The organism is Providencia sp. PROV209 (genome assembly GCF_028479485.1).
Lineage (GTDB): Bacteria > Pseudomonadota > Gammaproteobacteria > Enterobacterales > Enterobacteriaceae > Providencia > Providencia alcalifaciens.
Window position 1 is genome coordinate 63,603 of sequence record NZ_JAMPNR010000012.1, and the last position, 22,989, is coordinate 86,591.

Annotated in this window: 21 protein-coding genes; 12 read left to right on the forward strand and 9 right to left on the reverse strand. The window is 40.8% G+C overall.

Annotated features, from left to right (window positions below):
- Window position 1 precedes the first annotated feature (1 nt).
- The 6 genes from PR795_RS08685 to PR795_RS08710 form a co-directional block, all read right to left on the reverse strand.
- On the reverse strand, window positions 2-568 hold the full coding sequence (locus PR795_RS08685) for a fimbrial protein (protein ID WP_224063664.1): 567 nt from the start codon (window positions 566-568) through the stop codon (window positions 2-4).
- A gap of 102 nt (window positions 569-670) precedes the next feature.
- Window positions 671-1,417 carry a fimbria/pilus periplasmic chaperone gene (locus PR795_RS08690; protein ID WP_036974243.1) on the reverse strand — a complete coding sequence of 249 codons (747 nt, stop codon included), beginning with the start codon at window positions 1,415-1,417 and terminating at the stop codon, window positions 671-673.
- Between the two features lie 97 nt (window positions 1,418-1,514).
- Window positions 1,515-4,049: an outer membrane usher protein gene (locus tag PR795_RS08695; RefSeq protein ID WP_181480461.1), complete on the reverse strand. Its 2,535-nt coding sequence runs from the start codon at window positions 4,047-4,049 to the stop codon at window positions 1,515-1,517.
- A gap of 60 nt (window positions 4,050-4,109) precedes the next feature.
- A complete protein-coding gene (locus PR795_RS08700; protein WP_224063666.1) occupies window positions 4,110-4,640 on the reverse strand; it encodes a fimbrial protein in 531 nt (176 codons plus the stop codon).
- A gap of 80 nt (window positions 4,641-4,720) precedes the next feature.
- Window positions 4,721-5,281: a fimbrial protein gene (locus PR795_RS08705; RefSeq protein WP_036974239.1), complete on the reverse strand. Its 561-nt coding sequence runs from the start codon at window positions 5,279-5,281 to the stop codon at window positions 4,721-4,723.
- A gap of 263 nt (window positions 5,282-5,544) precedes the next feature.
- Window positions 5,545-5,874: a helix-turn-helix domain-containing protein gene (locus PR795_RS08710; RefSeq protein ID WP_036974237.1), complete on the reverse strand. Its 330-nt coding sequence runs from the start codon at window positions 5,872-5,874 to the stop codon at window positions 5,545-5,547.
- An 837-nt stretch (window positions 5,875-6,711) separates the two neighbouring features.
- On the opposite strand from PR795_RS08710, the gene PR795_RS08715 reads away from it, so the two are divergent.
- The gene (locus PR795_RS08715) at window positions 6,712-7,251 is read left to right on the forward strand and encodes a DUF2058 domain-containing protein (RefSeq protein WP_036959540.1); all 540 of its coding nucleotides are present in this window, start codon (window positions 6,712-6,714) and stop codon (window positions 7,249-7,251) included.
- A 4-nt stretch (window positions 7,252-7,255) separates the two neighbouring features.
- Here PR795_RS08715 and PR795_RS08720 read toward each other — a convergent pair whose 3' ends face one another.
- The gene (locus tag PR795_RS08720) at window positions 7,256-7,954 is read right to left on the reverse strand and encodes an RluA family pseudouridine synthase (protein ID WP_181480462.1); all 699 of its coding nucleotides are present in this window, start codon (window positions 7,952-7,954) and stop codon (window positions 7,256-7,258) included.
- A gap of 168 nt (window positions 7,955-8,122) precedes the next feature.
- Here PR795_RS08720 and PR795_RS08725 point away from each other — a divergent pair, with 168 nt between their 5' ends.
- The 11 genes from PR795_RS08725 (at window position 8,123) to dmsD (ending at window position 21,317) form a co-directional block, all read left to right on the forward strand.
- Window positions 8,123-8,605: a cold-shock protein gene (locus PR795_RS08725; protein ID WP_006659754.1), complete on the forward strand. Its 483-nt coding sequence runs from the start codon at window positions 8,123-8,125 to the stop codon at window positions 8,603-8,605.
- A gap of 729 nt (window positions 8,606-9,334) precedes the next feature.
- Window positions 9,335-9,655 carry a helix-turn-helix domain-containing protein gene (locus PR795_RS08730; protein ID WP_181480463.1) on the forward strand — a complete coding sequence of 107 codons (321 nt, stop codon included), beginning with the start codon at window positions 9,335-9,337 and terminating at the stop codon, window positions 9,653-9,655.
- A 163-nt stretch (window positions 9,656-9,818) separates the two neighbouring features.
- The gene (ecpA, locus tag PR795_RS08735) at window positions 9,819-10,427 is read left to right on the forward strand and encodes a common pilus major fimbrillin subunit EcpA (RefSeq protein ID WP_006659752.1); all 609 of its coding nucleotides are present in this window, start codon (window positions 9,819-9,821) and stop codon (window positions 10,425-10,427) included.
- 94 nt (window positions 10,428-10,521) lie between these two features.
- Entirely contained in the window at window positions 10,522-11,205 is a 684-nt protein-coding gene (locus PR795_RS08740) for a hypothetical protein (protein WP_006659751.1), read from the forward strand.
- Window positions 11,206-11,224: 19 nt separating this feature from the next.
- Complete coding sequence (locus PR795_RS08745; protein WP_272516800.1) at window positions 11,225-13,720, forward strand: TcfC E-set like domain-containing protein; 2,496 nt, start codon at window positions 11,225-11,227, stop codon at window positions 13,718-13,720.
- Window positions 13,721-13,733: 13 nt separating this feature from the next.
- Entirely contained in the window at window positions 13,734-15,344 is a 1,611-nt protein-coding gene (locus tag PR795_RS08750) for a hypothetical protein (RefSeq protein WP_036974295.1), read from the forward strand.
- 70 nt (window positions 15,345-15,414) lie between these two features.
- Entirely contained in the window at window positions 15,415-16,092 is a 678-nt protein-coding gene (locus tag PR795_RS08755) for a fimbrial protein (protein WP_179897220.1), read from the forward strand.
- 574 nt (window positions 16,093-16,666) lie between these two features.
- Window positions 16,667-19,111 carry a dimethylsulfoxide reductase subunit A gene (gene dmsA / locus PR795_RS08760; protein WP_181480465.1) on the forward strand — a complete coding sequence of 815 codons (2,445 nt, stop codon included), beginning with the start codon at window positions 16,667-16,669 and terminating at the stop codon, window positions 19,109-19,111.
- 11 nt (window positions 19,112-19,122) lie between these two features.
- A complete protein-coding gene (locus PR795_RS08765) occupies window positions 19,123-19,740 on the forward strand; it encodes a DMSO/selenate family reductase complex B subunit (RefSeq protein WP_006663162.1) in 618 nt (205 codons plus the stop codon).
- 1 nt (window position 19,741) lies between these two features.
- Window positions 19,742-20,599 (forward strand): DmsC/YnfH family molybdoenzyme membrane anchor subunit, encoded by an 858-nt coding sequence (locus tag PR795_RS08770; protein WP_006659745.1) that lies wholly within the window; start codon window positions 19,742-19,744, stop codon window positions 20,597-20,599.
- A gap of 103 nt (window positions 20,600-20,702) precedes the next feature.
- On the forward strand, window positions 20,703-21,317 hold the full coding sequence (gene dmsD, locus PR795_RS08775; RefSeq protein ID WP_181480466.1) for a Tat proofreading chaperone DmsD: 615 nt from the start codon (window positions 20,703-20,705) through the stop codon (window positions 21,315-21,317).
- Window positions 21,318-21,354: 37 nt separating this feature from the next.
- On the opposite strand, the gene PR795_RS08780 is transcribed toward dmsD, so the two are convergent.
- Together PR795_RS08780 and msrP are read right to left on the reverse strand one after the other, a co-directional pair.
- Window positions 21,355-21,963, reverse strand: coding sequence for a protein-methionine-sulfoxide reductase heme-binding subunit MsrQ (locus PR795_RS08780; RefSeq protein WP_036959548.1), 609 nt, complete (start codon window positions 21,961-21,963; stop codon window positions 21,355-21,357).
- Window positions 21,963-22,970 (reverse strand): protein-methionine-sulfoxide reductase catalytic subunit MsrP, encoded by a 1,008-nt coding sequence (gene msrP / locus PR795_RS08785; RefSeq protein ID WP_181480467.1) that lies wholly within the window; start codon window positions 22,968-22,970, stop codon window positions 21,963-21,965. Before msrP ends, PR795_RS08780 begins: the two co-directional genes overlap by 1 nt.
- Window positions 22,971-22,989: the final 19 nt, after the last annotated feature.

The following is a 22,989-nucleotide window of genomic DNA, read 5'->3' on the forward strand; positions in this document are numbered from 1 at the left end:
CCTATTCGTATTGCATTTCAAAGGCAATGAGAGCCGAGTATGCCCCTGGATGTAATGGTCCAGTTTTCACAGGTGTCACGTAATAGGTCAATTGGCTTTGCCCTGAGGGTAATAATTGGGGGTTACTTGCTTGTCCCATTGATAACAATTTACCACTAGGTGTTGTGACCGTAAGACTCAACCCGTGAGCGCCAGTTACCTGTATTAAGTTGGTGGAAAAGAGCTCTGTCGGTGCCACAAAACGGATTTTTACCGCAGGTTGGCTGAGACTCCACGCTGTCATTCCCGTTTGTTGATTACTTAACTGTGTTTCGGTTTCTAGGCAATTTTCCAGTTCAATATGAAATGGAACTGGTGTACCTTTTCCATTACGTAGTAATGTGTTGGTATCTAAATTACCCATCTCGACCGTTTGGTCACTTGATGTCATGGCTAGCTGGCAGGGGCTTTCGGTTAGCGAGCCTTTGACATATACCACGCCATGTTGCCCATCAACATTCCAGTTATCGACAGGCTGATTTGTTGTTGCCATGCTCGATATACTCACTGCACTACTCAACACAGCCATCAGTAAACCACATCGAAAAACGATTTTTTTTTGTGAGCCAGTCATTAGTGTTTGTTACTCGCTATCAATATAGGTTAGGTTTTTCAGTTGCTTATCGAGTTATTATTTTTTATTGTTTGGGACTATTTGGCAGTTTGCCGCTTGGCAATGAAACGCTAAATTAGGGCGACCGCCATAGTCATTGATGTAAGTCAGCACCGGATTATTGCCTAACTGGATAGCACTCGCTCCAAGGTCATTTTGCCCAAAGGGTGAAATCATGATGGGAGTAAAGTCTTTACCATCGGATGCTTTTCCGTTAGCCGCGGCATTAATGATCGTGATGTAGTATGGTGTCGGGTTTTTCACGATAAAACGTTCACCTTGCTTGTCTAAGGTGAGTTTTTCTTGCCACGGTGTACTGTTGTGTTCAGGAATAATGGCTTTCGGGCGATAAAACAGTTTTACCCGTGTTTGCAGCGCAATTTGCAGCGAGTTTGGCTTATCACTTTTTGGTGGTATTTCTCGCAGATTGAAATAAAACAGCGACTCTCTATCTTGGGGTAAGGTACTGATAGCGGGTAAAGCTTCAATTTTTACTTGGCTAGATTTATTGGGCTCTAAGCGTTGTACTGGTGGTAATACAATCAAAGGGGATTGTATTTTTTGCCCTTCTGTATTTTCCAGCCAGCCTTGCGCTAGGTAAGGTAGCTGTTTGTTATTATTGGTAATGTTTAGTGATATGGATTTTTCTCCACCATTAAAGATAATTCGTGTTCTATCCATTGATACAGCGGAGTAAGCCGTGCTGCTGAAGATAAATAGGCCAACCAGGCTGATGGCTGCTCGATAGGGGCTAGTGAATTGCATCATTGTTTACCTTTTATTACTACGGACTTCGTTAAGTCACGTTCATTGTTAATCAAATTTATTAAGTGCATAGGGCGACGTTTTGCCTCGAATGACATCAACGTTTAGCTATCTCGGTTGATGGCGGTAACGTCGTTGGAATACAGGGAAGCAGTAACGGATCTTGCAAAGAACCTAACTGGTTAGGGAATGTGATCTGACAGGATTCATTTTCTCCCCAGCTAACATTCATGACACCGTGAGGGTTAATCCCGCTGATATAAGCACTTCCTACATCACCAACAATGCCTGTATCTTGTTTTTTGCTATTGTGTATTTGAGCGCCAAAAGGCGGATAACTTCCATCCGGTAAGCGCAGCACGGTCATTCCTTTTTGACCTGATACGACATCAAAATGACGGTAACCAACCGCACCTTCTGTGAGCGTGGCTTGTACAACGGATTGCTGTGCATCCATATCATCGGGCAGTTTATTTAAATCGATTTGTGCTTTATTTCGGTAGTAGTCACTCACATCACTCACAATGGCTTTGCCAAAGCTATTGGATGTAATAGGGGCACCCATTCCTTTGATGGGAACACCAGCAATACCATCGGTATCGATGAGCATGCGAGTTCCACCCAACGTGCTTATGCGATGAAGCCCACCACCTTCAGGGGTCAGTGTCATTCCCCCACTGGCGGATAACCCAATTCCACTGTATTGGTTATGCATGTAGTTGGCATTGGCGGTTAAACGGGCGATATCCCCTTGGTGGGTTAAAAATGCACTGCTTGTCGTGCCTTTTCGCCCGTTACCGACACTTAATTGGTATGTTGTTCGATCATCGATACGGTCGTAATACGTTGCTCGATTTGTGGTCTCATAGCGGCTATTATTCAGTGAGTACCCTAGATTTGCGCCATTACTTAGTGGGAATGAGGTCGACAGGTATATACTGTCGTCTTTTACACCGTTATACATTGTCCGGTTTGCTGATAAATTAACGCTGACATTTTTGAGTGAGCCAAGATCCATATATTTCGATAACATGATGCTGTAATAATTGTTATCTGGCTGATCCCAATAAGTTTGATGGTTATAGTTTAGGTATAGAGACATACCTTGTTCAGCAAAGTTCTTGTTCAGTGAGATGGTGTAGAGTTCTTTACCTCCGCTATAACGCTCACCTGTTTGTCGTGCGTTTAAAAACTCGGACATCGACATAAAGTTACGTTCTGAAAATCGATATCCTGCAAATTGAATCGTACTATCGAGTGCTTCAAAACGTTTTGAATAATTAATGCGATATGAACCGCCGCTTAAATTTCCCGTATTGGGTAAGCGAGCAAAGGATTGAGTTACATCGAAAGATAAGGCACCAAACGCCAGTAAATCACGACCAAGACCAAGAGAAAATGAATTGTAGTTTTTACTATTTAGGCTACCACCAAATAATGACCACCCATTGTTTATCCCCCAAGAAAACTCACCAGTTGCAAAGGAATCTCCTTCACTGCGACGCTGAGAATTTGTTGGTTGTCCTAAAGCCAATTTGTATTGGATTTGTCCTGGGCGAGTCAAATACGGCAAGCTTGCAGTATCTATCTGAAACTCTTGCTTTTTTCCATCTTGTTCTTTGACTGTGACGTCTAATTTACCACTGACAGAATCATTCAAGTTTTGAATACGAAAGGGACCTGGTGCGACTTGGGTTTCATATAAAACACGACCTTGCTGGCTGACTGTGACGGTTGCATTTGTATTGGCAATCCCCGTTACTTCAGGTGCGTATCCCCGCAAGTTAGGCGGCAACATACTTAACTCTGAATGCACACTGGCACCAATAAAACGGAATGAGTCAAAAATATTAGAGGTGAGATAGTCTTCCCCTAATACCAGTTTGGCGGCGAGTGAGGGTAATGCGCGATAGGCATAAAACCGATTCCACGCAAAATCTTGACTCGATGCGTTATGTGAGCCAGTTGTATGCGTGGTTTGTCCTTGCCAATCGGCACGAAAACGCCATGCTCCTAAATTTACCCCAGCTACACCATTTCCATTTAAGGCGTAGCTATCAGACCCTCCGTTATAGGATCTGTTCGCATTGCCGTTAAGGTTATAGTCCAATATGAGTGCAGAGATACCAGAATCCCATCGCGACGGTGGATCCCAATCAGGTGCGGTATATTCTAGGTAAGCTTGTGGAATACTTACATATAAAGAAGAGTTCGAAAGCTCACCATGAATTTGAATACCGGGCAAACTGCTTTCTGTCAGACATTGACCATTATGCCACCAAGTGAGATCTTTTTTGGCTGAAGGAGTTAATCCAAATTGTTCTACTATTTCTGGTGATATACAGGGAACACTTCCTTGTGCAACATCTTCCTCATCATAAAAAGGCACAATGACTTCTGAAAATTGATCATTATTCACCTTTAACATCAAAGAATACGTACCAGGCATAATATAGCCCGCACGAGAGAATTGCTCTAAGTTGATGTTATTTTTATCTTCTAAATCCAATACATCAGTATTGAATTCAATGGTTTTTGCTGCCGATATTGGTGTTAATAAACCAGGCAGCATAAAAGTCAGGGCTAAACTTAAGCCGCTTAAGCGAAAAAATATCGATGGTGATGAAGACATAAATAACATCCCTAAAAACTCAATTCAGGAAAAAATACAGGCAAAAAATGATTTTCATTATTAGTAATAATCAAGCTTAAAACGCAGGGCACTTTGATATTCGCCGGGACGTAACGGTTTTTGGTTAGAAACCAATCTCAATCCATAATGGAGAACGTTATTTCCAGAAATAATGGTTTGCTTTTCAGTGGACTGTCCGGGATAAATCGTTTTGCCATTTGCATCTTGTAATAACAGAGCAACACCATGGGCATCACCATTCACCGTAAACCAGTTTCCAGAGGCTGCCCCATCAAAGGTGACGGTAAAGGTTTGCCAAGCGGAATTTGAATGGGATATTAAAGTGCAACCAATTAATGTAATGGAAAAAGAACGAACGGGACCTTGACCTTGCTGGCGTAGTGTTCCAATGGGTAAAATCCCCATATCGACAACTTGTTCATAAGAGCCGGTATCAATTGCACACGCGGAGTCGACAATACTGCCATTCATATTGACATTTCCCTGCAACGCAGGCGCATGTGCGAGTGCATTGGATAAAGGGATAAAGTGACCAATGAGTAATAATGTGCAGGCTGAAATAGTTTTCAAAGCCAAGCTCTCCTAGCGTGATATACCCCCTAGTAATTTGTACATTAGGGGGAATAAGCAATTAAATTAAATAAACGTGATTAGTTATAAGCCAGCGTAAAGTTGGTGGTTGCTCGGAAACTACCTGGAACAACGGTCGCTCCTGATTGACCTTGCAGAGCCGCTTGGAAACTTAAAGTGTTATCACCGGAGGCGTAGGCGCGCTCAGTGGTTGAGCTGTTGATATTGATTTTTGTACCGGATTTGTTCATCAGTGCAACGCCAGCACCAGATGCTTCACCTGTAATTTGAATTAACCCAGTGTTGGTACCGTTTTCGAGCCATTCAGTACCTTCAAACTTGACTTCGACCATATTGTTATAGGTATGCTCTTTACCATCTTTATCAGTATATGTGGCATTCAATGTGCACCCTTGAAGGTGTATTTCAAAAGGTTGAGCAGATGACATTTTGCCTTCTTGCAGAGTCACATTAGACACTTGCCCTAAATCAATCGTTTGGCTTTCGTCACCTGGTGCAATTGAGCACGGTGCTTCAATAATAGAACCTGTAAATGTCACAATTCCTTTCCCCGCATCTGTAGCGAAAGCAGGCGTACCAATAGCACCAGAAATCAGCGTTGTTAAAATGATTCTTTTCATTAAATTTATTTCCTTAAATTAAATAAAGTATTTTTAATATAAAATTTGGACAAAATAATACCCGCTGAGAATAAATAAATTATCTCAGTTAAATAGTATTTAAAATCCACGTTAAATTTATATCCATAGAATGAATATATAAATATAATAATTCTCATTTCATTTGTGAAATGGGGTCATTTTATTAAAGATAAAAATGTATTCTATAAATCAAATTAAATTTAATTGAATATAAGAAATGATTACTATTTTTAATTAATACACTAGAACTCACCTATGGTGATTGGTCCATGCTGCATAAATAGTGAGTTAAACTCGGTATAGAGAGCCGGATCCATTCGTTCTATTCGCTCTGAAACAAAATAGAAGAAAGATTCTAATGATATACCTAAATAATGAAGTAATAGACATAGATTAGATAATGTTATTTCACAAATTCCATTTTCATAGCGTGAAATTTGTTGCTGGGATACGCCAATAAGTGTTCCTAATTGTTTACCAGATAATGTTTTATTTCTTCTTAAGCTTGCTAATTCATCAGCAATAGCACGAGAGAATAATTCAGTTATTCTTTCTATTTTGTTTAAGCACATTTATGAACCTTAAAACATTAATAAAAAACAAAATTTAAAACTAAATAATTAAAGTATTGTTCGAGGTGTGTTTTTATTTTTAAACAAAATAAGAGTAAAGACAATAGTCTCAATTTTATGGAATATCCTTATTTTAGGTGTTATTTACATATTACCAGTAGAGTGAGTTTATTAATTTATAGTAATTATAGTAAGTTATTTTTTTCTTTCGGTTATATAGTCCAATTAAGATGGTGATAAATATTGTTTTAAGTCAGTTTATGAATAATAATTCAAAATTAAAACTCAATAATAATACTTATTCATATTTACATTTCAATGCCATTAAAATGAGTAGCATAAACAACAAGGATAGAGTTGTAATCAATATATATTCAATGAGTTAGGTTTGTTATACATTTTGAAACAATTATGAGTATGAAAACCGAAATGTAAAATATGTATATAATTGTGATTCAAATCACAAAAAATTACATAAAAATTGATCTCATCACGGGTTTTTTGAGATTTAAATCACGTTGGGTGAGGTTAAAAATGATACGATTATTTTCGAAGGTCGATTATTCTTTAAGAGGATTATTTTACGAGCGTATATTGTCAGTGCTAATGTTAATCGCATTGTGTTGACGATGACTGCCGGCGAGTACCACTCATTGAGCTTGGTTAATGTGCCTCTAATGTGTAAATAATTCACGGTCACGAAGTGTTGTTAATGGTTAGAAGGCGTGCTGGTGGAGATGTACCTATTAGAGCGTAGGATATCCCCATTGACCTAACAACCCACTAAATTTACAGGTATAATCCTGCCAATTCTATTCAACGAGCTTAGATACCAACATGGCAAAACTCACCTTACAAGAGCAAATGCTCAAAGCGGGACTCGTCACCAGTAAAAAAATGGCGAAAGTGGAACGCACGGCGAAAAAATCACGAGTACAGGCTCGGGAAGCAAGAGAAGCAGTAGAAGAAAATAAAAAGGCTCAGCTTGAACGTGATAAACAACTGAGTGATCAACAGAAACAAGCGGCGCTAGCCAAAGAGTATAAAGCTCAGGTGAAGCAGCTGATTGAAATGAACAAAATTGAGATAGCGAGAGGTGATATTAGCTTTAATTTCACCGATAACAACGTTATCAAGCAAGTTGTCGTCGATAAAACGACGCAAGCCCAACTGATTAGTGGGCGTTTAGCGATTGCTCGTTTAGCCACGGACAATCCGGAAGTGAATGTATACGCGATTATCCCTGCGAGTGTGGCAGATAAAATCGCTCAGCGAGATGAAAGTAGCATCGTGCTAAACAATGCTCTGAGTCAGGAAGCGCAGGATGAAGATGACCCATACGCAGACTTTAAAATTCCTGATGACTTGATGTGGTAATGATTTAAAACGGGCTTTCACTGCACGCATGAATGGGTTTTCCAGTAAGAGGATGAACAAAATTCAATTCACTGGCGTGCAACATAAGCCTCGGTGCGGGTTCTATATCTATTGGTAATAAGCCGCCATACAAGTCGCATCCCAAAATAGGGTGACCAAAGAGTTGGCTGTGAATGCGCAACTGATGGGTTCGTCCTGTTTCTGGGATGAATTTCACCCGCGTTAATGGTAATCGACTTCCATCGCTTTGCTCATCATAAAACCGTTCAATGACATGATAGTACGAACGGGCAGATTTACCGTGGGTCTCACAAATCGACATTCGTGGAAACAGCGCCGGATCTTTAGCAATTGGCGCATCTATCACACCTTCATCATTTTCCACATGACCACAAAGTAACGCATGGTAGGCTTTGGTGACAGTACGTTGACTAAACTGTTGGCACAGTGCGGCATTTATGGCTTTATTGCGCGCGGCAACCATCACGCCAGAAGTTCCAAAATCAAGGCGATGAACGAGCGTGCATTCGGGATAAATCTGAACAAGCCGGTAATGCACAGAATCAAGATTTTGAGGATTTTTCCCTGATAGGCTCAGTAGTCCGGAAGGCTTATTAATGATAATAAGCTGTTCGTCCTGATATAGGATTTCAATGTCTTCATGGCAAGGCGGTGCAATAAAGGTATCAATAATTGTCGACATCAGGTGATTCCTATGAGAAATGGCTGAGGATCATAACCAATTTTGGGCTGACTGACGATGATGTTATTCGCTTATCAGCTAGACTCAAACTAAAGGCATAGTTTGGACAGGCATTGTGCTTTATACTGCGCGCAGTGAAACTGAGTTAATAAAGAAGGTGGTAGGGTAATGAACGGAACAATCACAACGTGGTTTGAAGATAAAGGTTTTGGATTTCTCAAAGATGAAAACGGGGATAACCGTTATTTTCATGTGATTAAAGTTGCCAACCCCGATCTTATCAAAAAAGGGGCGGAGGTTACTTTTGAGCCGACCACGAATAATAAAGGCTTATCGGCTTTCGCGGTTAAAGTGATCCCTGAAAGCAAATATATCTATATTGCTGGTGAGCGAATTAAGCTGACCGCGATTAAATCTTTCCGTACTTATTATGAAGATGTTCCTGCTGATACGCGTATTGATAAAGAAAATACGGTGCTATCAATCGGTGCGCTGATGAACAGCATCAAACCTAAAACTAACGTTAAGCCGGGAGCAACTCGTGCGTTGAAAAAGCTCGCGATTGAAACTTTGCATGGTACGACGTTAACGTTCTCTGAAGATGAGATTGATGTGGATGAAACCGTGAAGCAGCTTAAGGGAATTAAATAACCTCTTTGAGCTCTTTGTGAGCCTCTTTATACAATAATATTGCCTCGGATTAGGGGGCAATATCTTTCCAACTCGCCTTTCATTGTATTTCCTTCTCTAAATTGAGTATAAATCCATCAATCAATACGTAAAGAAATAGGTAAGTTATCTCTTATATAGCAAAATGTATTAATATATAAAGATATCGCACGCTAATATCTCTAATTCGTGGGATATTGATGGCACACTATCTGGATTGTAATTATTATGATGCCAGTTTGTTGCTTTCAGGTTGATATTAGAATGAAAATTCTTGCTTAGTAATAAATTAAAATATAGAAATATATTTTTACGTTAATATATTACTCACCGCATGGGTTTTTATTTTTTTAAATGACCAAAATCTGTTTCAAATTGTAATTAGTTGTAATATTAAATGTGTCTAATCTTATTATTATGTTTCATTACTCCTTACGCGTGAATTTATTTTCAAAAAAATTACTAATATATTAAATTAAGTGAATAAATTTTTACTTATTATATATCAGTTAGTTAATTGTACTTATCATATAGAGAGTACTCGCCTTGGTTGTATCTTAATAATTTCTAGCGATCGATAAATTATATTTGATAGTCGTTGCCTATCAAATGGCTATTGTTCGATCGGTACAAACGTTTTTACTCTTATTTTAATGTATTTATTATAAATGAAAGTTAAATAAATATTTTCTTTATATTGGAAGGTGGTTAATGAAATCTAATATAATTAGTGGACAAGTAGGGGCGTTTCTAAGAAAGTCACGAAAAGAAAAGAATATGACGGGAAAGCAGCTGGCAAAATTAATAGGGATCAGTCAGCAACAAATATCAAGATATGAAATGGGAATTACGTCGATTACCCTAGAACAATTAGATCATTTTTTAATTGTCTTAGATAAACGATGGATTGATGTCATTAATTATATCGAGAAAAATACTGAATCTGAAAAAAGAAAAGAAAATAAAGGAAGTATGAATAAATATACTTCTTGGGGCGACTATTCAACAAAAAACATCATCAATAACTGCTAATTTTTCCTTTTAAATTAGAAATAAAATAATCAGTTAATTCTGGTTATTTTATTAAGCATATCCTATAGAAATTTGATTGTTTTTTATAAAACACACAATGAATGTGTTTTTTATGCTATGCAATTAAATTTTTTCTTCATGGATATTAAATAGAGAGAACAACATGTTAAATAAAAAAATGGCATCTGTTTTGCTATCAACAATTATTGCTGCTTCCTTTGCTACAGTTGCTAATGCTGAGACTCGTACTGCTCAAGCAACCGCGACATGGCAGGCGACTGCAATTAAAGACACAACAAGTATGTTAGTTGTTACGCCATTAAAAAGCTTAACGTTTAATTACGCAGAAGGCCAAAAAAGCTTTAACCAGCAAAATGGCGCATTCGATATTGCTATTCAAGGTCAATCAGGTGCGACAGATTTTAAATTAGCATCAAAAATCATTTCTAACACATTAGCAAGAACAACAGATGATTCTAAATTAACTGTTGGTGTTAAATGGAATGGTGAAGATCTCAATAAAACAACGGATACCGTATTAATCGATACTTCTAAAGGCTTAACGTCTGGTTTAGACAATTTAGCTGCTGATGGTATCTACAATGGTTCAGAGCGTGCAACTGACCGTGGTGAATTCACTTTCGTTATTGCAAGCGCAGAAGCTGCTGGTTCAGCAACAGACTTTAAAGCACTCACCGATGGTTCATGGGATGGTGATGTTAAAGTTCAGTTCACTGCAACTTGGGATGGTACGTTCACTCCAGCTCCTTAATTGATTATTCCGTTTAGTGAATAACTAATTTTCACGATAAGGATACTATAAGGAAGTAATATCTTTATCGTTATATTTTTTAAAATTTATCATTATGAAGAAAATAACATTAGCGTTAGCTTTATTATCTATTCTCCCACTGAAAATGAGTTTTGCGGTTAATGTGGGAAATATCACTGAGATAATTTCATCAGATGAAGACTCATTAGCAAAAGAAATTGAAAATACCGTTAATACGGCAAGACTTGTGAATTTAACGATTGAAAAAATAGATTCGCCACTTGAGGGTGGAAAAGTTATTCCGGTTACAGATCCCAACGAAATATTATCAACCCCTGCTAACTTGATTTTACCCGGTCAAGCAAAAGATGTGTTTAAAATTATTTATCAAGGGCCTAAGGATGATAAAGAAAGATATTACCGATTAAATTGGAAAGATGATCCTATTGGTGAAAGTGGAGTGACGCAAAGTACAAAGTCAGCTTCAGCGACAACCTCCGCAACAATTAGTACGATTCTTGTCGTTGCACCAAGAATTGAGAAATTTAATTATCAATTTACAAATTCTCAAGTCTCCAATATCGGAAATAGCTCGTTTCGTGTGGTGGCATCAGGGCCCTGCTTACCTGAAAAACAAAAATACAGCGTAGATGGTATTTGTCGGGAGCGTTATTACTTGATGCCGCATTTAGCTGTGAAATTACAGTTTGTCGATATTAATAATAAAAAATCTAGCGTAGGTATTTGGCACAAAGGAGATTTCATTGTTGTCAAATAATTAATAACGGACTTTAATCATGCGTAAGAGTGTTATTGCTTTATCAATATTAAGCATTTTTCTTTCAAACACCATTCATGCCAGTGAGATGAAGAGTATTAAAATTGGCGGATATATTATTCCTCCTGCATTTGTGAGTGCATTGGAAGAAGGGATGTCGGTGCCTGTTTTCCTGCGATTAAGTGATGATGCTAAAAAAAACCAGAGCGAAGATAAAATCGCGGATGCCGTTATTGTCATTGACCAAGGTAAAATTAAATTATCGAGCATTCAACTCATTGATAGTACGCAAGGTCCAAAACTGAACAGCTTATTGGTTGAGAAGATTGAAAATAAACAAAATGCGATTTTCGATGATACCAATGGCATCGTTATTGATAACAATGCCGTACTGAAACTCAACATATCATCATTTAATTTATCATTAGATGTTGATAAAGCTGCATTTGCACCTAAAACGCGTGCAAGGCATTCTGTATTAGGTGATTCATCCGTTAATTCGCTCTCTGCAGTGGCAAACTATGATTTGGGTGTATTCCAAAGTCAGGTAAAAAATGCAAAAAATAGCTCCAGTAGCTATTTCAATTTAGATGCATTATTTGCCGCAGCCGAACACCATTTTAATATTAATGCCTCGGCTTATAGTATCGGAAAATCCAATGCCAATGTTGAATTATACCGAGCGATGTATGAGCGTGACTTTAATGGGCTGCGTGTCGCATTGGGTTTAATGAGTACGTGGAATTTACAATCCATTGCGAGCTTAACTGCGTTGAGCAGTAGCAAAATTTATGCGGTCACTATCGGGAATAACTCCGAGAGTGTCGTCAACAGTAAACAGCAGTCACTTACTCCTATTTATGCCTTCTTAAATAGCCCTGGCGAAGTTCGTATTTATCGCCAAGGTAAGCTCCTTAACATCCAAAACTTCCCAATGGGTAACTTTGAAATTGATACCAGTATGCTGCCTTTTGGTATCTATGACGTCACTATTGAAACGGTTGTTGATGGGAAAGTGGTGACCACTCAAAACCAGACAATTAATAAATCCTTAGGGGCAATCGGAGGAAATTTCGACAAACTGAATTGGGAAATGTACGGGGGTTATGTTGACTTCGATAAAAGAAATTATGTCCGTGGTGAAGATCGTCATAGCCAAGCTCCAGAGAAAAGCTATTTAGCGGGAGCGTCATTTGCATATAGCTTCCCTGTGTTATCGGGCATACGCTTTCAGATGTCAAACTATGGTTTTGATAAATTCTTGGTTCAAGAAACGAGCATTAATGCATCGATTAATAACTATATCTCGCTTTCTTGGCAGGGCATGCTGGAAAACCACGGTAGCCATCGCAACATCGGTACGATTTCTGTCAGTATTCCTGACGGTTATGGTTCTTTTTGGGCATCACGAGAAAGAACCGTGATTGAAGGGGATTTACCGCTTTACGATGCGGATAACTATTCCTATGGCGCGACAGTTAACTTCGACAAAATTGTTGATAGAACAGGTTCATTCACGATCAGTAATACGAAAGATCGCCGCGTAGGCAGTGATTCAATTAACTATGAATATTCGAATACGCTGTTTTCTGGGCGGTATGGAACGGTTGGACTCAGAGCGGGTGTACAACGTTATCACTATGATAATCAAAACAGCACCAACGAAAAATATGTGAATTTAGATTTCTCATTACCGCTGTCTACGTGGTTAAGCACGGGTGTTTCTTCCACTAACGGTAATATGAAAGCCAATATCTATGCCAACAAAAGTTTTGAAAACTCACCGATCACCAATGCGGGAATTTCGGTCTCGAAGTTAGTGCGTGACAAAGATAATGGTGCTTCGGATTTTTCGACGCTGGCTTACGCCTCTTATGACACGAAATATAACTCGGGTACGGTCACGATTAACCGACCGGATGGCGATCGACTGAACGGTAACTTAACCTCTCGCGGTTCGATCGCGTATAGCAATGGCATGATCACTCCGAGTGGCAACCAAGGAAAGTCAGGGGTCATTATTAATTCTGAGATTCAAGGTAGCGGTAGCATGACGGCGAAGGTGAATGGGCAAAATTACCCAATCAGCGGAAAAAATACCTTTATTCCACTGTCACCCTATTCAGATTATGACATTCAGTTAATGAACGACGGGAAGTCAAAAGACAGTTTTGACATTGTCTCTGGACGCAATAAATCCGTCACGCTGTATCCGGGCAATATCGCGTTTTATCAACCGGAGGTTCGTCAATTGGTCACAGTGTTTGGTCGTTTGAAATCACCGGATGGCGAATACATCAAATATGCCTCAATTCGTAACCATATTGGGCGAACAAAAACCGATAAAAATGGAGAATTCTCCATGGACGTTGATGTGCGCTATCCCGTGATTTCGTTATTGCAAGAAGATGAGAAAACGATCTGCGAAGCCGATTTAAACCTACAAGGAGCACGCGGTGCTTTATGGGTCGGTGAGGTGACTTGTGAGCCGCAATCTAGTTATGCGAAAAGATAATGAGAATTTAACGATGAAGAGAAATAGATTTCTTATATTCATAGTTGCCCCTTTTATTTTGAATTTTTTATTCAGCGCGGCAACGCATGCTGTCACGGTCACTAACAGCTATGTTTTTATTGAAAATAACGTTGATAACGAATATTTCATTACACCAAGAACAACGGACCCCCGTTTTTCAGGTGCCAACAAATATACGCGTTACTCAAAATCGCTACAGCTGAGTTTGGGCTATATGGGGTATGTGAATACGGCCATTCAGGCAAACCAATTTGTTGATATCTGGTTAGAAAATTCTCAGATAGATAGACCATTTACTGGGAATAGGTGTATGCGAGGATATTGCAATGACGACAGTGGTTATTGGCCAGCGCAATACCTTGGGAAAGAGGGCGCATACAAGATAGTACAAAGCAATATTAATGGGGAATCTTACTATGCTCGTGGAATATTTAGTGATTCTGCATACCAATACTTTCTTAAGTTACCGGTAGGAACTGCCGAAAGTTATAGCTATAGATCTTGCATGACAAAAACCGATTATAACCCAAGCAAAGGCGAGACTTGCCAAAGTGTAGGCGGGCAGATTATCGCATCCCATGAATTCAATATTACTAAATCTGGGCATATCAAGCTGACTTCAACGGGGGCTTTGCAAGAGATATTTATTGATAGTAATGGAAATCCAACTTTAGGATTAGGTTCTCAATTTTGCAGAATCGGTATCGTATTAAATCAAAATGGGATTATCTGCCAAGTTGTCGATCATGAGACAAAGGGGGAGATATTCACCAATATTATGTTGAGTTTAAAGGTTAATAGTACATTGATTCCGTTTGTACCTGCTGCTAACACGATATTGATTGGTCCTGATGACGGGAGTAATAGTTGGTATTATTACAATACAACTTACCCAGCGAGCTATTACTTTAAAGGCAATAATAAGAATGTATCAATATTTCTATCCAATACGTTTTTGAAGCGGTTGGTATCGTCCAATGTTGATTTTAAAAATAGCCAAGAGTTTTTTACGTTTTCATTTACCAACTCAGCGGTACCTCAATCTGGTTATTATGAGTTCACACCGTCCAATACCCTTATTCTTAAACCGCGGGATTATGGGATAAGTATTATCCCCGCTGACTTTAACCCGAATCAATCGAAAACAGGGAAAGTGGGAAATGAAGAGCCACCAATTGAATTTAATTATATTGTGACAACCAGCGGACCAAGGCAGGCAGATTCAATTACGGCAGCAGTGGATGGACCGAGCACGACGCTAAAAGGGCAATCGTACTGCTTATTTAGTTCGAATGATGACAAACTGCAAGTCCCGTTTTCGGCGTATTTGTCATTTAAAAATTACACGGGAAGCTTAGAGTCTTACCGAGCCAGCTGCGATAGCAACGAAATCTCCCTCAAAAATGCGTTATGGGAGGAGACGCCGTGGGCAAAACCGAATGAAGATTTAGGCTCGTTTTATCGCACGAATTTAGATTTATCATTTCCAATGAATGAAGCAAACTCATTCTTTACGTTGGATGGCATTGATTGGTTAGGGACCGTTTCGGCAAGCGGCACCGTGACAGTAAAAGCCATCTGGACGGGACCCGATATTCATTAAATATGATTCACTTTTGAGGCGATTTATTTAATCTTAAGTCGCCTTTTTCTTCAGCGCTAACAGGTTAAATATGACATTCAATTCTTTGCTGAAATTCTTATTGCTCAGCATGCTGTTTTCATTCAATGGCAGCGCTCATGCACTCTACATTAGCTCGGATATTTCTTCGATGGACTCCGAGGGCGAATTCTTTTCTAAGCCTTATATTAACGATACCAAAAAAACCAACTTGTACAGTTTCAGCGCATATCAGATTGATAAACCGGGTAGTCATGAACAAGGACGCGCGATTCATGATGGTGAAATCATCTTTACACCACTCAAGAAAATCCTATTACCGGGAGAGCAGGAATTTTTTAAAATTTTTTATCGCGGAGCGGAAGATAACCAAGAGCGCTATTACAAAATTATCATCAGTGAAACACCGCTTGAAATGCAGAATGATAAAGAGCAGCGTAAACAGCCGCTGTTTTACCCAACGGTGAGTTTAGAAACGTACTTCGTCGTGAGACCCAAACAGCCTGATTTTAAGTACACTCTCGACCAAGCTGCTGGCGTATTGAAAAATACAGGAAACACCTACTTTAGAGTGCTTTTGCATAACAATTGTGATGCCGAGGATGATACCGAGCCTTACGTCCTTTACTTGCTACCTAATCAAACGTATCAAGATGCGCGTTTAACCAAGAAAAGCCGCAAGTACATTGTTATTTTTGATAAATATTACGCCGTAGGTAACTGTGAGTAGTGCTGTTTTGGTGTGATTTTTAATTAGATTAAATTCTGCTTAGTTTTAGTGCTAAAGAGAATGAGTGCTAATAAGTAAAATTTATTTTTGAATGAAAATATCTCATTCTTGTATTTTGAATATGTTTAAAAATTAATTATGAAATTGATTTTCATTTTCATTTATTGTCTTCAGACTTCTAATAAACACCAGAAAGACCATCATAAGAGGAAATCTAAAACAATAAAATTTTAAGAGTGTTATTTTTTTATAATCATTTGAAATTAAGGTTTTATATATTACAAAACTCCGAGTTATATATTCTAATGCATAACGAATTCCCGGAATCAGCCACGAGTTAAGCGGCAAAAAGTAGTTCACTATATTGATTACCAACAGCTTTGTTGATGTAAAACAACCTCTCAAATTCCGCGATTGATATTATTAATTCAATAAAAAATTCTAATTACCTCTAATCATGTGGCTAGTGGTGTTATTGCTAATAGCCCAGAGAATACATTTTCTTAATCATTATTTTAGCGAAAAAAACTTTTTATTATTTTAAGCAATTGCAATTTAAGTGAGCGAGTTATATATGGCCAATATAAAAGAGAAAGCTGCTATTTTTGCTCCTCTTAGCCGTCGCGGCTTTGTGAAAGCGGGTGCCGTGACAGGTTTAGCCGCAGCAGCGGGAGGATTTTCCCTTCCGTTCAGTGCCTCAGCGGAAACAGAGCAAAAAACATCGACACCATCAGGGAATGAAAAAGTTGTTTGGAGTGCGTGCACGGTAAACTGCGGAAGCCGTTGTCCATTGCGTATGCATGTGGTGGACGGTGAAATCAAATACGTTGAAACGGATAATACCGGTAATGACGTATATGAAGAACTGCATCAAGTCCGAGCTTGTTTACGTGGACGCTCAATGCGTCGCCGCGTTTATAACCCAGATCGCCTACGCTACCCAATGATGCGTGTGGGCAAACGCGGTGAAGGTAAATTTAAACGAATCAGTTGGGAAGAAGCGTTCGATGTTATCGCGGATAACATGAAACGCTTAATCAAAGACTACGGTAATGAGTCCATTTACCTGAATTACGGCACAGGTACTCTGGGCGGCACCATGACAAAATCATGGCCACCGGGAGCGACTTTAATTGCGCGTCTGATGAACTGTTGTGGTGGTTACTTAAACCATTACGGTGACTACAGTACTGCACAGATTGCAGCGGGCCTGAACTACACCTTTGGTGGCTGGGCAGACGGCAACAGTCCATCCGATATCGAAAACTCTAAATTAGTGGTGATGTTTGGTAATAACCCAGGCGAAACTCGCATGAGTGGCGGTGGGGTGACTTACTATGTTGAGCAGGCTCGCGAAAAATCGAATGCGAAAATGATCATCATCGACCCTCGCTATACAGATACGGGTGCAGGGCGTGAGGATGAATGGATCCCAATTCGTCCGGGTACGGATGCGGCATTAGTGAATGCCATTGCTTATGTCATGATTAAAGAAGACTTAGTCGACAAGCCGTTCTTAGATAAATATTGCGTAGGTTATGACGAAACTACGATGCCAGCAGGCGCACCCAAAAATGCACATTATAAAGCGTATATCTTAGGGGAAGGACCTGACGGTCAAGCGAAAACGCCTGAGTGGGCTGCATCGATCACTGGTATTCCCGCTGCGCGTATTGTGAAATTAGCACGCGAGATTGGTACCGCAAAACCGGCTTACATTGTGCAAGGTTGGGGACCTCAGCGCCGTTCTAATGGTGAGCTGACTTCCCGTGCGATCTCTATGTTAGCGATTCTCACGGGTAATATTGGTATTCACGGTGGTAACACGGGGGCACGCGAAGGTTCTTACAGCATCCCGTTTGTCCGCATGCCGACATTAACTAACCCAGTCAAAACCAGCATTTCGATGTTTATGTGGACAGACGCTATCCTGCGTGGTCCTGAAATGACGGCTACCCGTGATGGTGTCCGTGGTAAAGACAAATTGGATGTGCCAATTAAAATGGTATGGAACTACGCAGGTAACTGTTTAGTTAACCAACATTCAGAAATTAACCGTACTCACGATATCCTACAAGATGAGTCTAAGTGCGAAATGATTGTGGTGATTGATAACCACATGACCGCCTCTGCAAAATATGCCGATATCTTACTGCCAGACTGCACTGCATCGGAGCAAATGGATTTCTGTATGGATGCGTCCGCAGGCAACATGTCCTACGTTATTTTTGCGGACCAAGCTATCAAACCTCGTTTTGAAAGCCGCAATATCTATGAAATGACCAGCGAAATTGCCAAACGTATGGGTGTCGGTGAACAGTTCACTGAAAATCGTACCCAAGAAGAGTGGTTGCGCTATTTATACGAACAATCTCGTGCGGCATTACCTGAGTTGCCAACGTTTGAAGAGTTCCGCGAACAAGGGATCTTCAAAAAACGGGATCCGAAAGGTCACCATGTGGCTTACCAAAGTTTCCGTGAAGACCCAATCGCGAATCCATTAACGACACCATCAGGCAAAATTGAGATCTATTCCGCGCAATTAGCTGAGCTGCAAAATTCATGGGAATTGGAAGAGGGGGATGTGATCCATCCATTGCCAGTCTATTCCGTTGGGTTTGAGCAATACGGCGACCCATTAATGGAAAAATTCCCATTACAGTTGACGGGCTTCCACTATAAATCACGTACCCACTCAACCTATGGCAACGTGGATGTATTGAAAGCGGCTTGTCCTCAAGAGTTATGGATCAACCCACAAGATGCGGCAAAACGCGACCTGAAACATGGGGATTTAGTCCGCGTATACAATGACCGCGGCGAAGTGCGTGTCAAAGTCAAAGTCACACCACGTATTTTACCAGGTGTAGTTGGGTTGGGTGAGGGTGCATGGTATGACCCAGATGGTAACCGCGTTGATCATGCGGGCAGCATTAACGTGCTGACCACTCAACGTCCATCGCCATTGGCGAAAGGGAACCCATCACACTCGAATCTTGTTGAAGTTGTGAAAGCTTAAGGATGCCAGATATGTCAACGCAATATGGTTTTTATATCGATTCAAGTCGTTGCACTGGCTGCAAAACCTGTGAGTTAGCGTGCAAAGACTTTAAAAATTTATCTCCAGAAGTGAATTTCCGTCGTATTTATGAATATGCGGGTGGTGATTGGACTGAGCAAGATGGTGTGTATGGGCAAAACGTCTTTGCGTATTATCTGTCCATCTCTTGTAACCACTGTGACGACCCAGCGTGTGCCAAAGTATGTCCGAGTGGTGCAATGCATAAGCGCGAAGATGGGTTTGTCGTGGTCGATGAAGCAGTGTGTATTGGTTGCCGCTATTGCAGTATGGCATGCCCTTATGGTGCTCCTCAGTTTGACCAAGTCAAAGGTCACATGACTAAGTGTGACGGTTGCTATGAGCGTGTTGCAGAAGGCAAAAAACCAATTTGTGTGGAATCTTGCCCACTGCGTGCACTGGATATGGCACCGATTGAAGAGCTACGCGCCAAATATGGCGATTTAGCGGAAATCGCACCGTTACCGTCAGCGGAGTACACTCATCCAAATATCGTTTTAAAATTGAATGCCAATAGCAAACCTGTCGGTGATACCACGGGACATCTGGCTAACCCGGAGGAAGTCTAATATGGGAGCGGGAATTCATGAATGGCCATTGATGTTTTTTACGGTCATTGGTCAAAGTGTTGCAGGTGCATTTATTGTGATGGCAGCGGTGTTGTTAAGTGGCAAATTATCCACTGAACTTAACCGCAAAGTGCATTACAGCATGTTCGGTTTGTGGGTCTTAATGGGCATCGGTTTCTTATTATCGACGATGCACATGGGCACACCACTGCGTGCATTTAATGCGTTTAACCGTTTAGGTGCGTCTTCATTGAGTAATGAAATTGCCAGTGGTGCAATCTTCTTTGCCTTTGGCGGCTTGTATTGGTTGTTGGCTGTGTTAAACAAAATGCCTGCGACATTAGGCAAACTGTGGCTAGTGGTAGTGGCGGTATTAGCGGCTATTTTTGTGGTCGCGACCTCTCGTGTGTACCAAATCCCAACGGTACCAACATGGAATAACAGCTACACCATGATCAACTTCGTGTTAACGGCATTCTTGGGTGGACCAATCCTCGCGGCATTGCTGCTGCGCGTGGCTGGGTTTGACCTACAATGTATTCGCCGTCTTCCTGCATTGAGTGCGGTGGCGTTGTTGGTGAGTGCAGCAGTGGCAATTTCCCAAGGGTTTGATTTGGCGAGCATTGAAACTGCTGTCCAAAAAGCAACAGATTTAGTCCCTGACTACGGTTTCTTAATGGATATTAAGATTGTCGCCATTGCGATGGGCTTGGGTTGCTGGGTCATGCCGTTAATTGCGAGACGTAATCCCTCTGTTGCTAATTTAGGCATAGGGACTTTGTTCGTACTGGCAGGTGAGATTATCGGACGCGGTGTGTTCTATGGTCTGCACATGACCGTTGGTATGGCAGTTAATTAAGTCTGTCTGTATGAGGCTTAGCAAGATGTTTTGCTAAGCCTTTTTATTTATAATTTTTTATTAATAATAAGCCAAACGATAAATAAACAGTGGATTACACACCATGAACGAACTCGCTTTAAATGATGTTTCTGTGACAGCTCGGATCCTTGGTGCGGCATTCTATTATTCCCCTGACCAAGTGCCCGAAATTATCGAATTATTGGTATCAGGCGAGTGGATAGCAGATTGGTATTACGGCTCTGAAGCGCAAAAACAAGGGATTGCCGCAGAGATGGCGGCAATGCAACGTGATGATGAAACCCTTGATGAAGCCTATCAACGCCTCTTTATTGGCCCTTACGCACTTCCTTCCCCACCGTGGGGATCGGTCTGGCTTGATAAAGAAAATGTGCTGTTTGGCGAGTCTACCTTGCAACTTCGCGAGTGGATGCAAGCCAATCAAATTGATATTCATTTAACGCAAAACGAGCCCGAAGACCATTTTGGTTTATTGATGATGATGGTGGCTTGGGTAGCGGAACACCAACCTGAAAATCTTTCTGAATTACTCGGTAAACATATTTTGCCATGGGGCCTGCTCTATTTAGACAAAATGCAGGAAAAAGGCGATTCTCCATTTTATGTGGGGTTGAGTAAGCTGGCGCATTTAACGCTGGTGGCTTGGCAGGATTCGATGAATATTGAAGCGGATAAAAAGCTGATTTTTTATCGCTGATGAGTCAGTTGGCGATCTTGGGGATCGCCAACTTATTTTAAGGTTTGATCTGCTGTTTTTGTTGGTTCCAAACGCGATAAGCAAAGGCACTACCCACTAACACTAAGTAAATGATTGGCTCAGGCGTTAGGGTTTTTAATGACAAAGCATAGTGGCAAAGTGCGAGTAATAGCGTTGGATAAAGCAGCATGTGAATTCTTTTCCACCATACGCCGAGGCTCATTCGTATGCGGTTGAACGAACTCACCGCCATTAAAAATAAGCATAGCCAAGCAGTGGCGCCAATCACTAAGTAGACCCGCGAAAAAACTTCCTCGAAAAAGAGTGCTAAATTATTGATGCCAATCTCCAATAATAGATAACTAGTTAAATGCAGTACAGCCCAGAAAAAACACCATAATCCCAGTAATTTTCGCGTTTGAAACAGGGCAGTAAATCGCAATAACCTCGCAGCCAGTGGAATTAGCACGATAATGAGCAGCAAACGTAAAGCGGCTATTCCCGTAAAATGTTGAATATCTTTAGCAGGATCAGCGCCAAGTCGTTGAGCGTCGATTAAAAAAATCAGCCATGCCAAAGGGAGCAGTGCAATCAGATGAAAGCTCCCTTTGGTTAATGCAACGATTAGCCTACTGTCTTGGGGCATCAATAGTATCTCCGCAAATCCATTCCTTGATATAAGCTTGCCACTTGGTCGCCATATCCATTAAACAGCAATGTAGGCTGGCGGGTGACTTGACCTAAGCCTCCTGCACCAATAAAACGCTCGGTCGCTTGTGACCAACGAGGGTGATCAACATCTGGATTCACGTTGGCAAAAAAGCCATATTCACTCGGGGCGGATAGGTTCCATGTGGTATCCGGCATTTGCTCAGTAAGGCGAATTTTGACAATGGATTTAATCCCCTTGAAGCCATATTTCCACGGGACGACCAACCGGATCGGCGCACCGTTTTGGTTGGGTAATGTTTTCCCATAAACGCCAGTAGCAAGTAGAGTCAGTGGATTCATGGCTTCGTCTAAGCGCAATCCTTCAACATAAGGGTAGTCTAAGCCTCCGCCAACATAGCGGCTTTTTTGTCCTGGCATTTGTTCGGGGGCATAGCGGGTTTCAAACGCCACATATTTGGCCTTACTGGTGGGTTCGACTAACGCCAATAATTTTGCTAGAGGAAAGCCAATCCAGGGGATGACCATCGACCAAGCCTCAACGCAGCGCATACGATAGATACGCTCCTCTAAGGGGAACTTAGTATTGATGTCATCTAAATTAAGAGTGAGGGGGCGATTCACTTCGCCATCAATGGTTACCGTCCACTCATCTGTGACTAAAGTATGGGCATTCTCGGCAGGATCAGATTTACCCAGCCCAAATTCATAAAAGTTATTATAACCCGTCACTTTATCTTCAGGGGTGAGCGTTAAGGATGACTGAAATTCGGTAGGCTGAGTAAATGTCAGCACTTTTCTTGGCACCGTAGGAGCTGCTGGGGTGTCATCATTAAACCATGAAAAGAGCCCCGCATTTGCATTCGTCGCAATGGTTAAACCCGCAGCCCCAACGCCTAAGGCTTTAAGCAACTGTCGGCGTTTCATAAAAAAGACAGATTCATCCGTGATGTTAGTGACGGGAATTTTAGGTAACTTTTTCATCATGCGCTCCATAGCAAAA

Excerpts from the sequence above, each read along its gene's own strand:
- msrP (WP_181480467.1), bottom strand. The coding sequence starts at position 22,970 with ATGAAAAAGTTACCTAAAATTCCCGTCACTAACATCACGGATGAATCT.
- PR795_RS08770 (WP_006659745.1), top strand. The coding sequence starts at position 19,742 with ATGGGAGCGGGAATTCATGAATGGCCATTGATGTTTTTTACGGTCATT.
- PR795_RS08725 (WP_006659754.1), top strand. The coding sequence starts at position 8,123 with ATGAACGGAACAATCACAACGTGGTTTGAAGATAAAGGTTTTGGATTT.
- PR795_RS08690 (WP_036974243.1), bottom strand. The coding sequence starts at position 1,417 with ATGCAATTCACTAGCCCCTATCGAGCAGCCATCAGCCTGGTTGGCCTA.
- PR795_RS08740 (WP_006659751.1), top strand. The coding sequence starts at position 10,522 with ATGAAGAAAATAACATTAGCGTTAGCTTTATTATCTATTCTCCCACTG.
- ecpA (WP_006659752.1), top strand. The coding sequence starts at position 9,819 with ATGTTAAATAAAAAAATGGCATCTGTTTTGCTATCAACAATTATTGCT.
- PR795_RS08705 (WP_036974239.1), bottom strand. The coding sequence starts at position 5,281 with ATGAAAAGAATCATTTTAACAACGCTGATTTCTGGTGCTATTGGTACG.
- PR795_RS08755 (WP_179897220.1), top strand. The coding sequence starts at position 15,415 with ATGACATTCAATTCTTTGCTGAAATTCTTATTGCTCAGCATGCTGTTT.
- PR795_RS08720 (WP_181480462.1), bottom strand. The coding sequence starts at position 7,954 with ATGTCGACAATTATTGATACCTTTATTGCACCGCCTTGCCATGAAGAC.
- PR795_RS08710 (WP_036974237.1), bottom strand. The coding sequence starts at position 5,874 with ATGTGCTTAAACAAAATAGAAAGAATAACTGAATTATTCTCTCGTGCT.
- PR795_RS08730 (WP_181480463.1), top strand. The coding sequence starts at position 9,335 with ATGAAATCTAATATAATTAGTGGACAAGTAGGGGCGTTTCTAAGAAAG.
- dmsD (WP_181480466.1), top strand. The coding sequence starts at position 20,703 with ATGAACGAACTCGCTTTAAATGATGTTTCTGTGACAGCTCGGATCCTT.
- PR795_RS08695 (WP_181480461.1), bottom strand. The coding sequence starts at position 4,049 with ATGTCTTCATCACCATCGATATTTTTTCGCTTAAGCGGCTTAAGTTTA.
- PR795_RS08715 (WP_036959540.1), top strand. The coding sequence starts at position 6,712 with ATGGCAAAACTCACCTTACAAGAGCAAATGCTCAAAGCGGGACTCGTC.
- PR795_RS08765 (WP_006663162.1), top strand. The coding sequence starts at position 19,123 with ATGTCAACGCAATATGGTTTTTATATCGATTCAAGTCGTTGCACTGGC.
- PR795_RS08750 (WP_036974295.1), top strand. The coding sequence starts at position 13,734 with ATGAAGAGAAATAGATTTCTTATATTCATAGTTGCCCCTTTTATTTTG.
- PR795_RS08685 (WP_224063664.1), bottom strand. The coding sequence starts at position 568 with ATGGCTGTGTTGAGTAGTGCAGTGAGTATATCGAGCATGGCAACAACA.
- PR795_RS08780 (WP_036959548.1), bottom strand. The coding sequence starts at position 21,963 with ATGCCCCAAGACAGTAGGCTAATCGTTGCATTAACCAAAGGGAGCTTT.
- PR795_RS08745 (WP_272516800.1), top strand. The coding sequence starts at position 11,225 with ATGCGTAAGAGTGTTATTGCTTTATCAATATTAAGCATTTTTCTTTCA.
- dmsA (WP_181480465.1), top strand. The coding sequence starts at position 16,667 with ATGGCCAATATAAAAGAGAAAGCTGCTATTTTTGCTCCTCTTAGCCGT.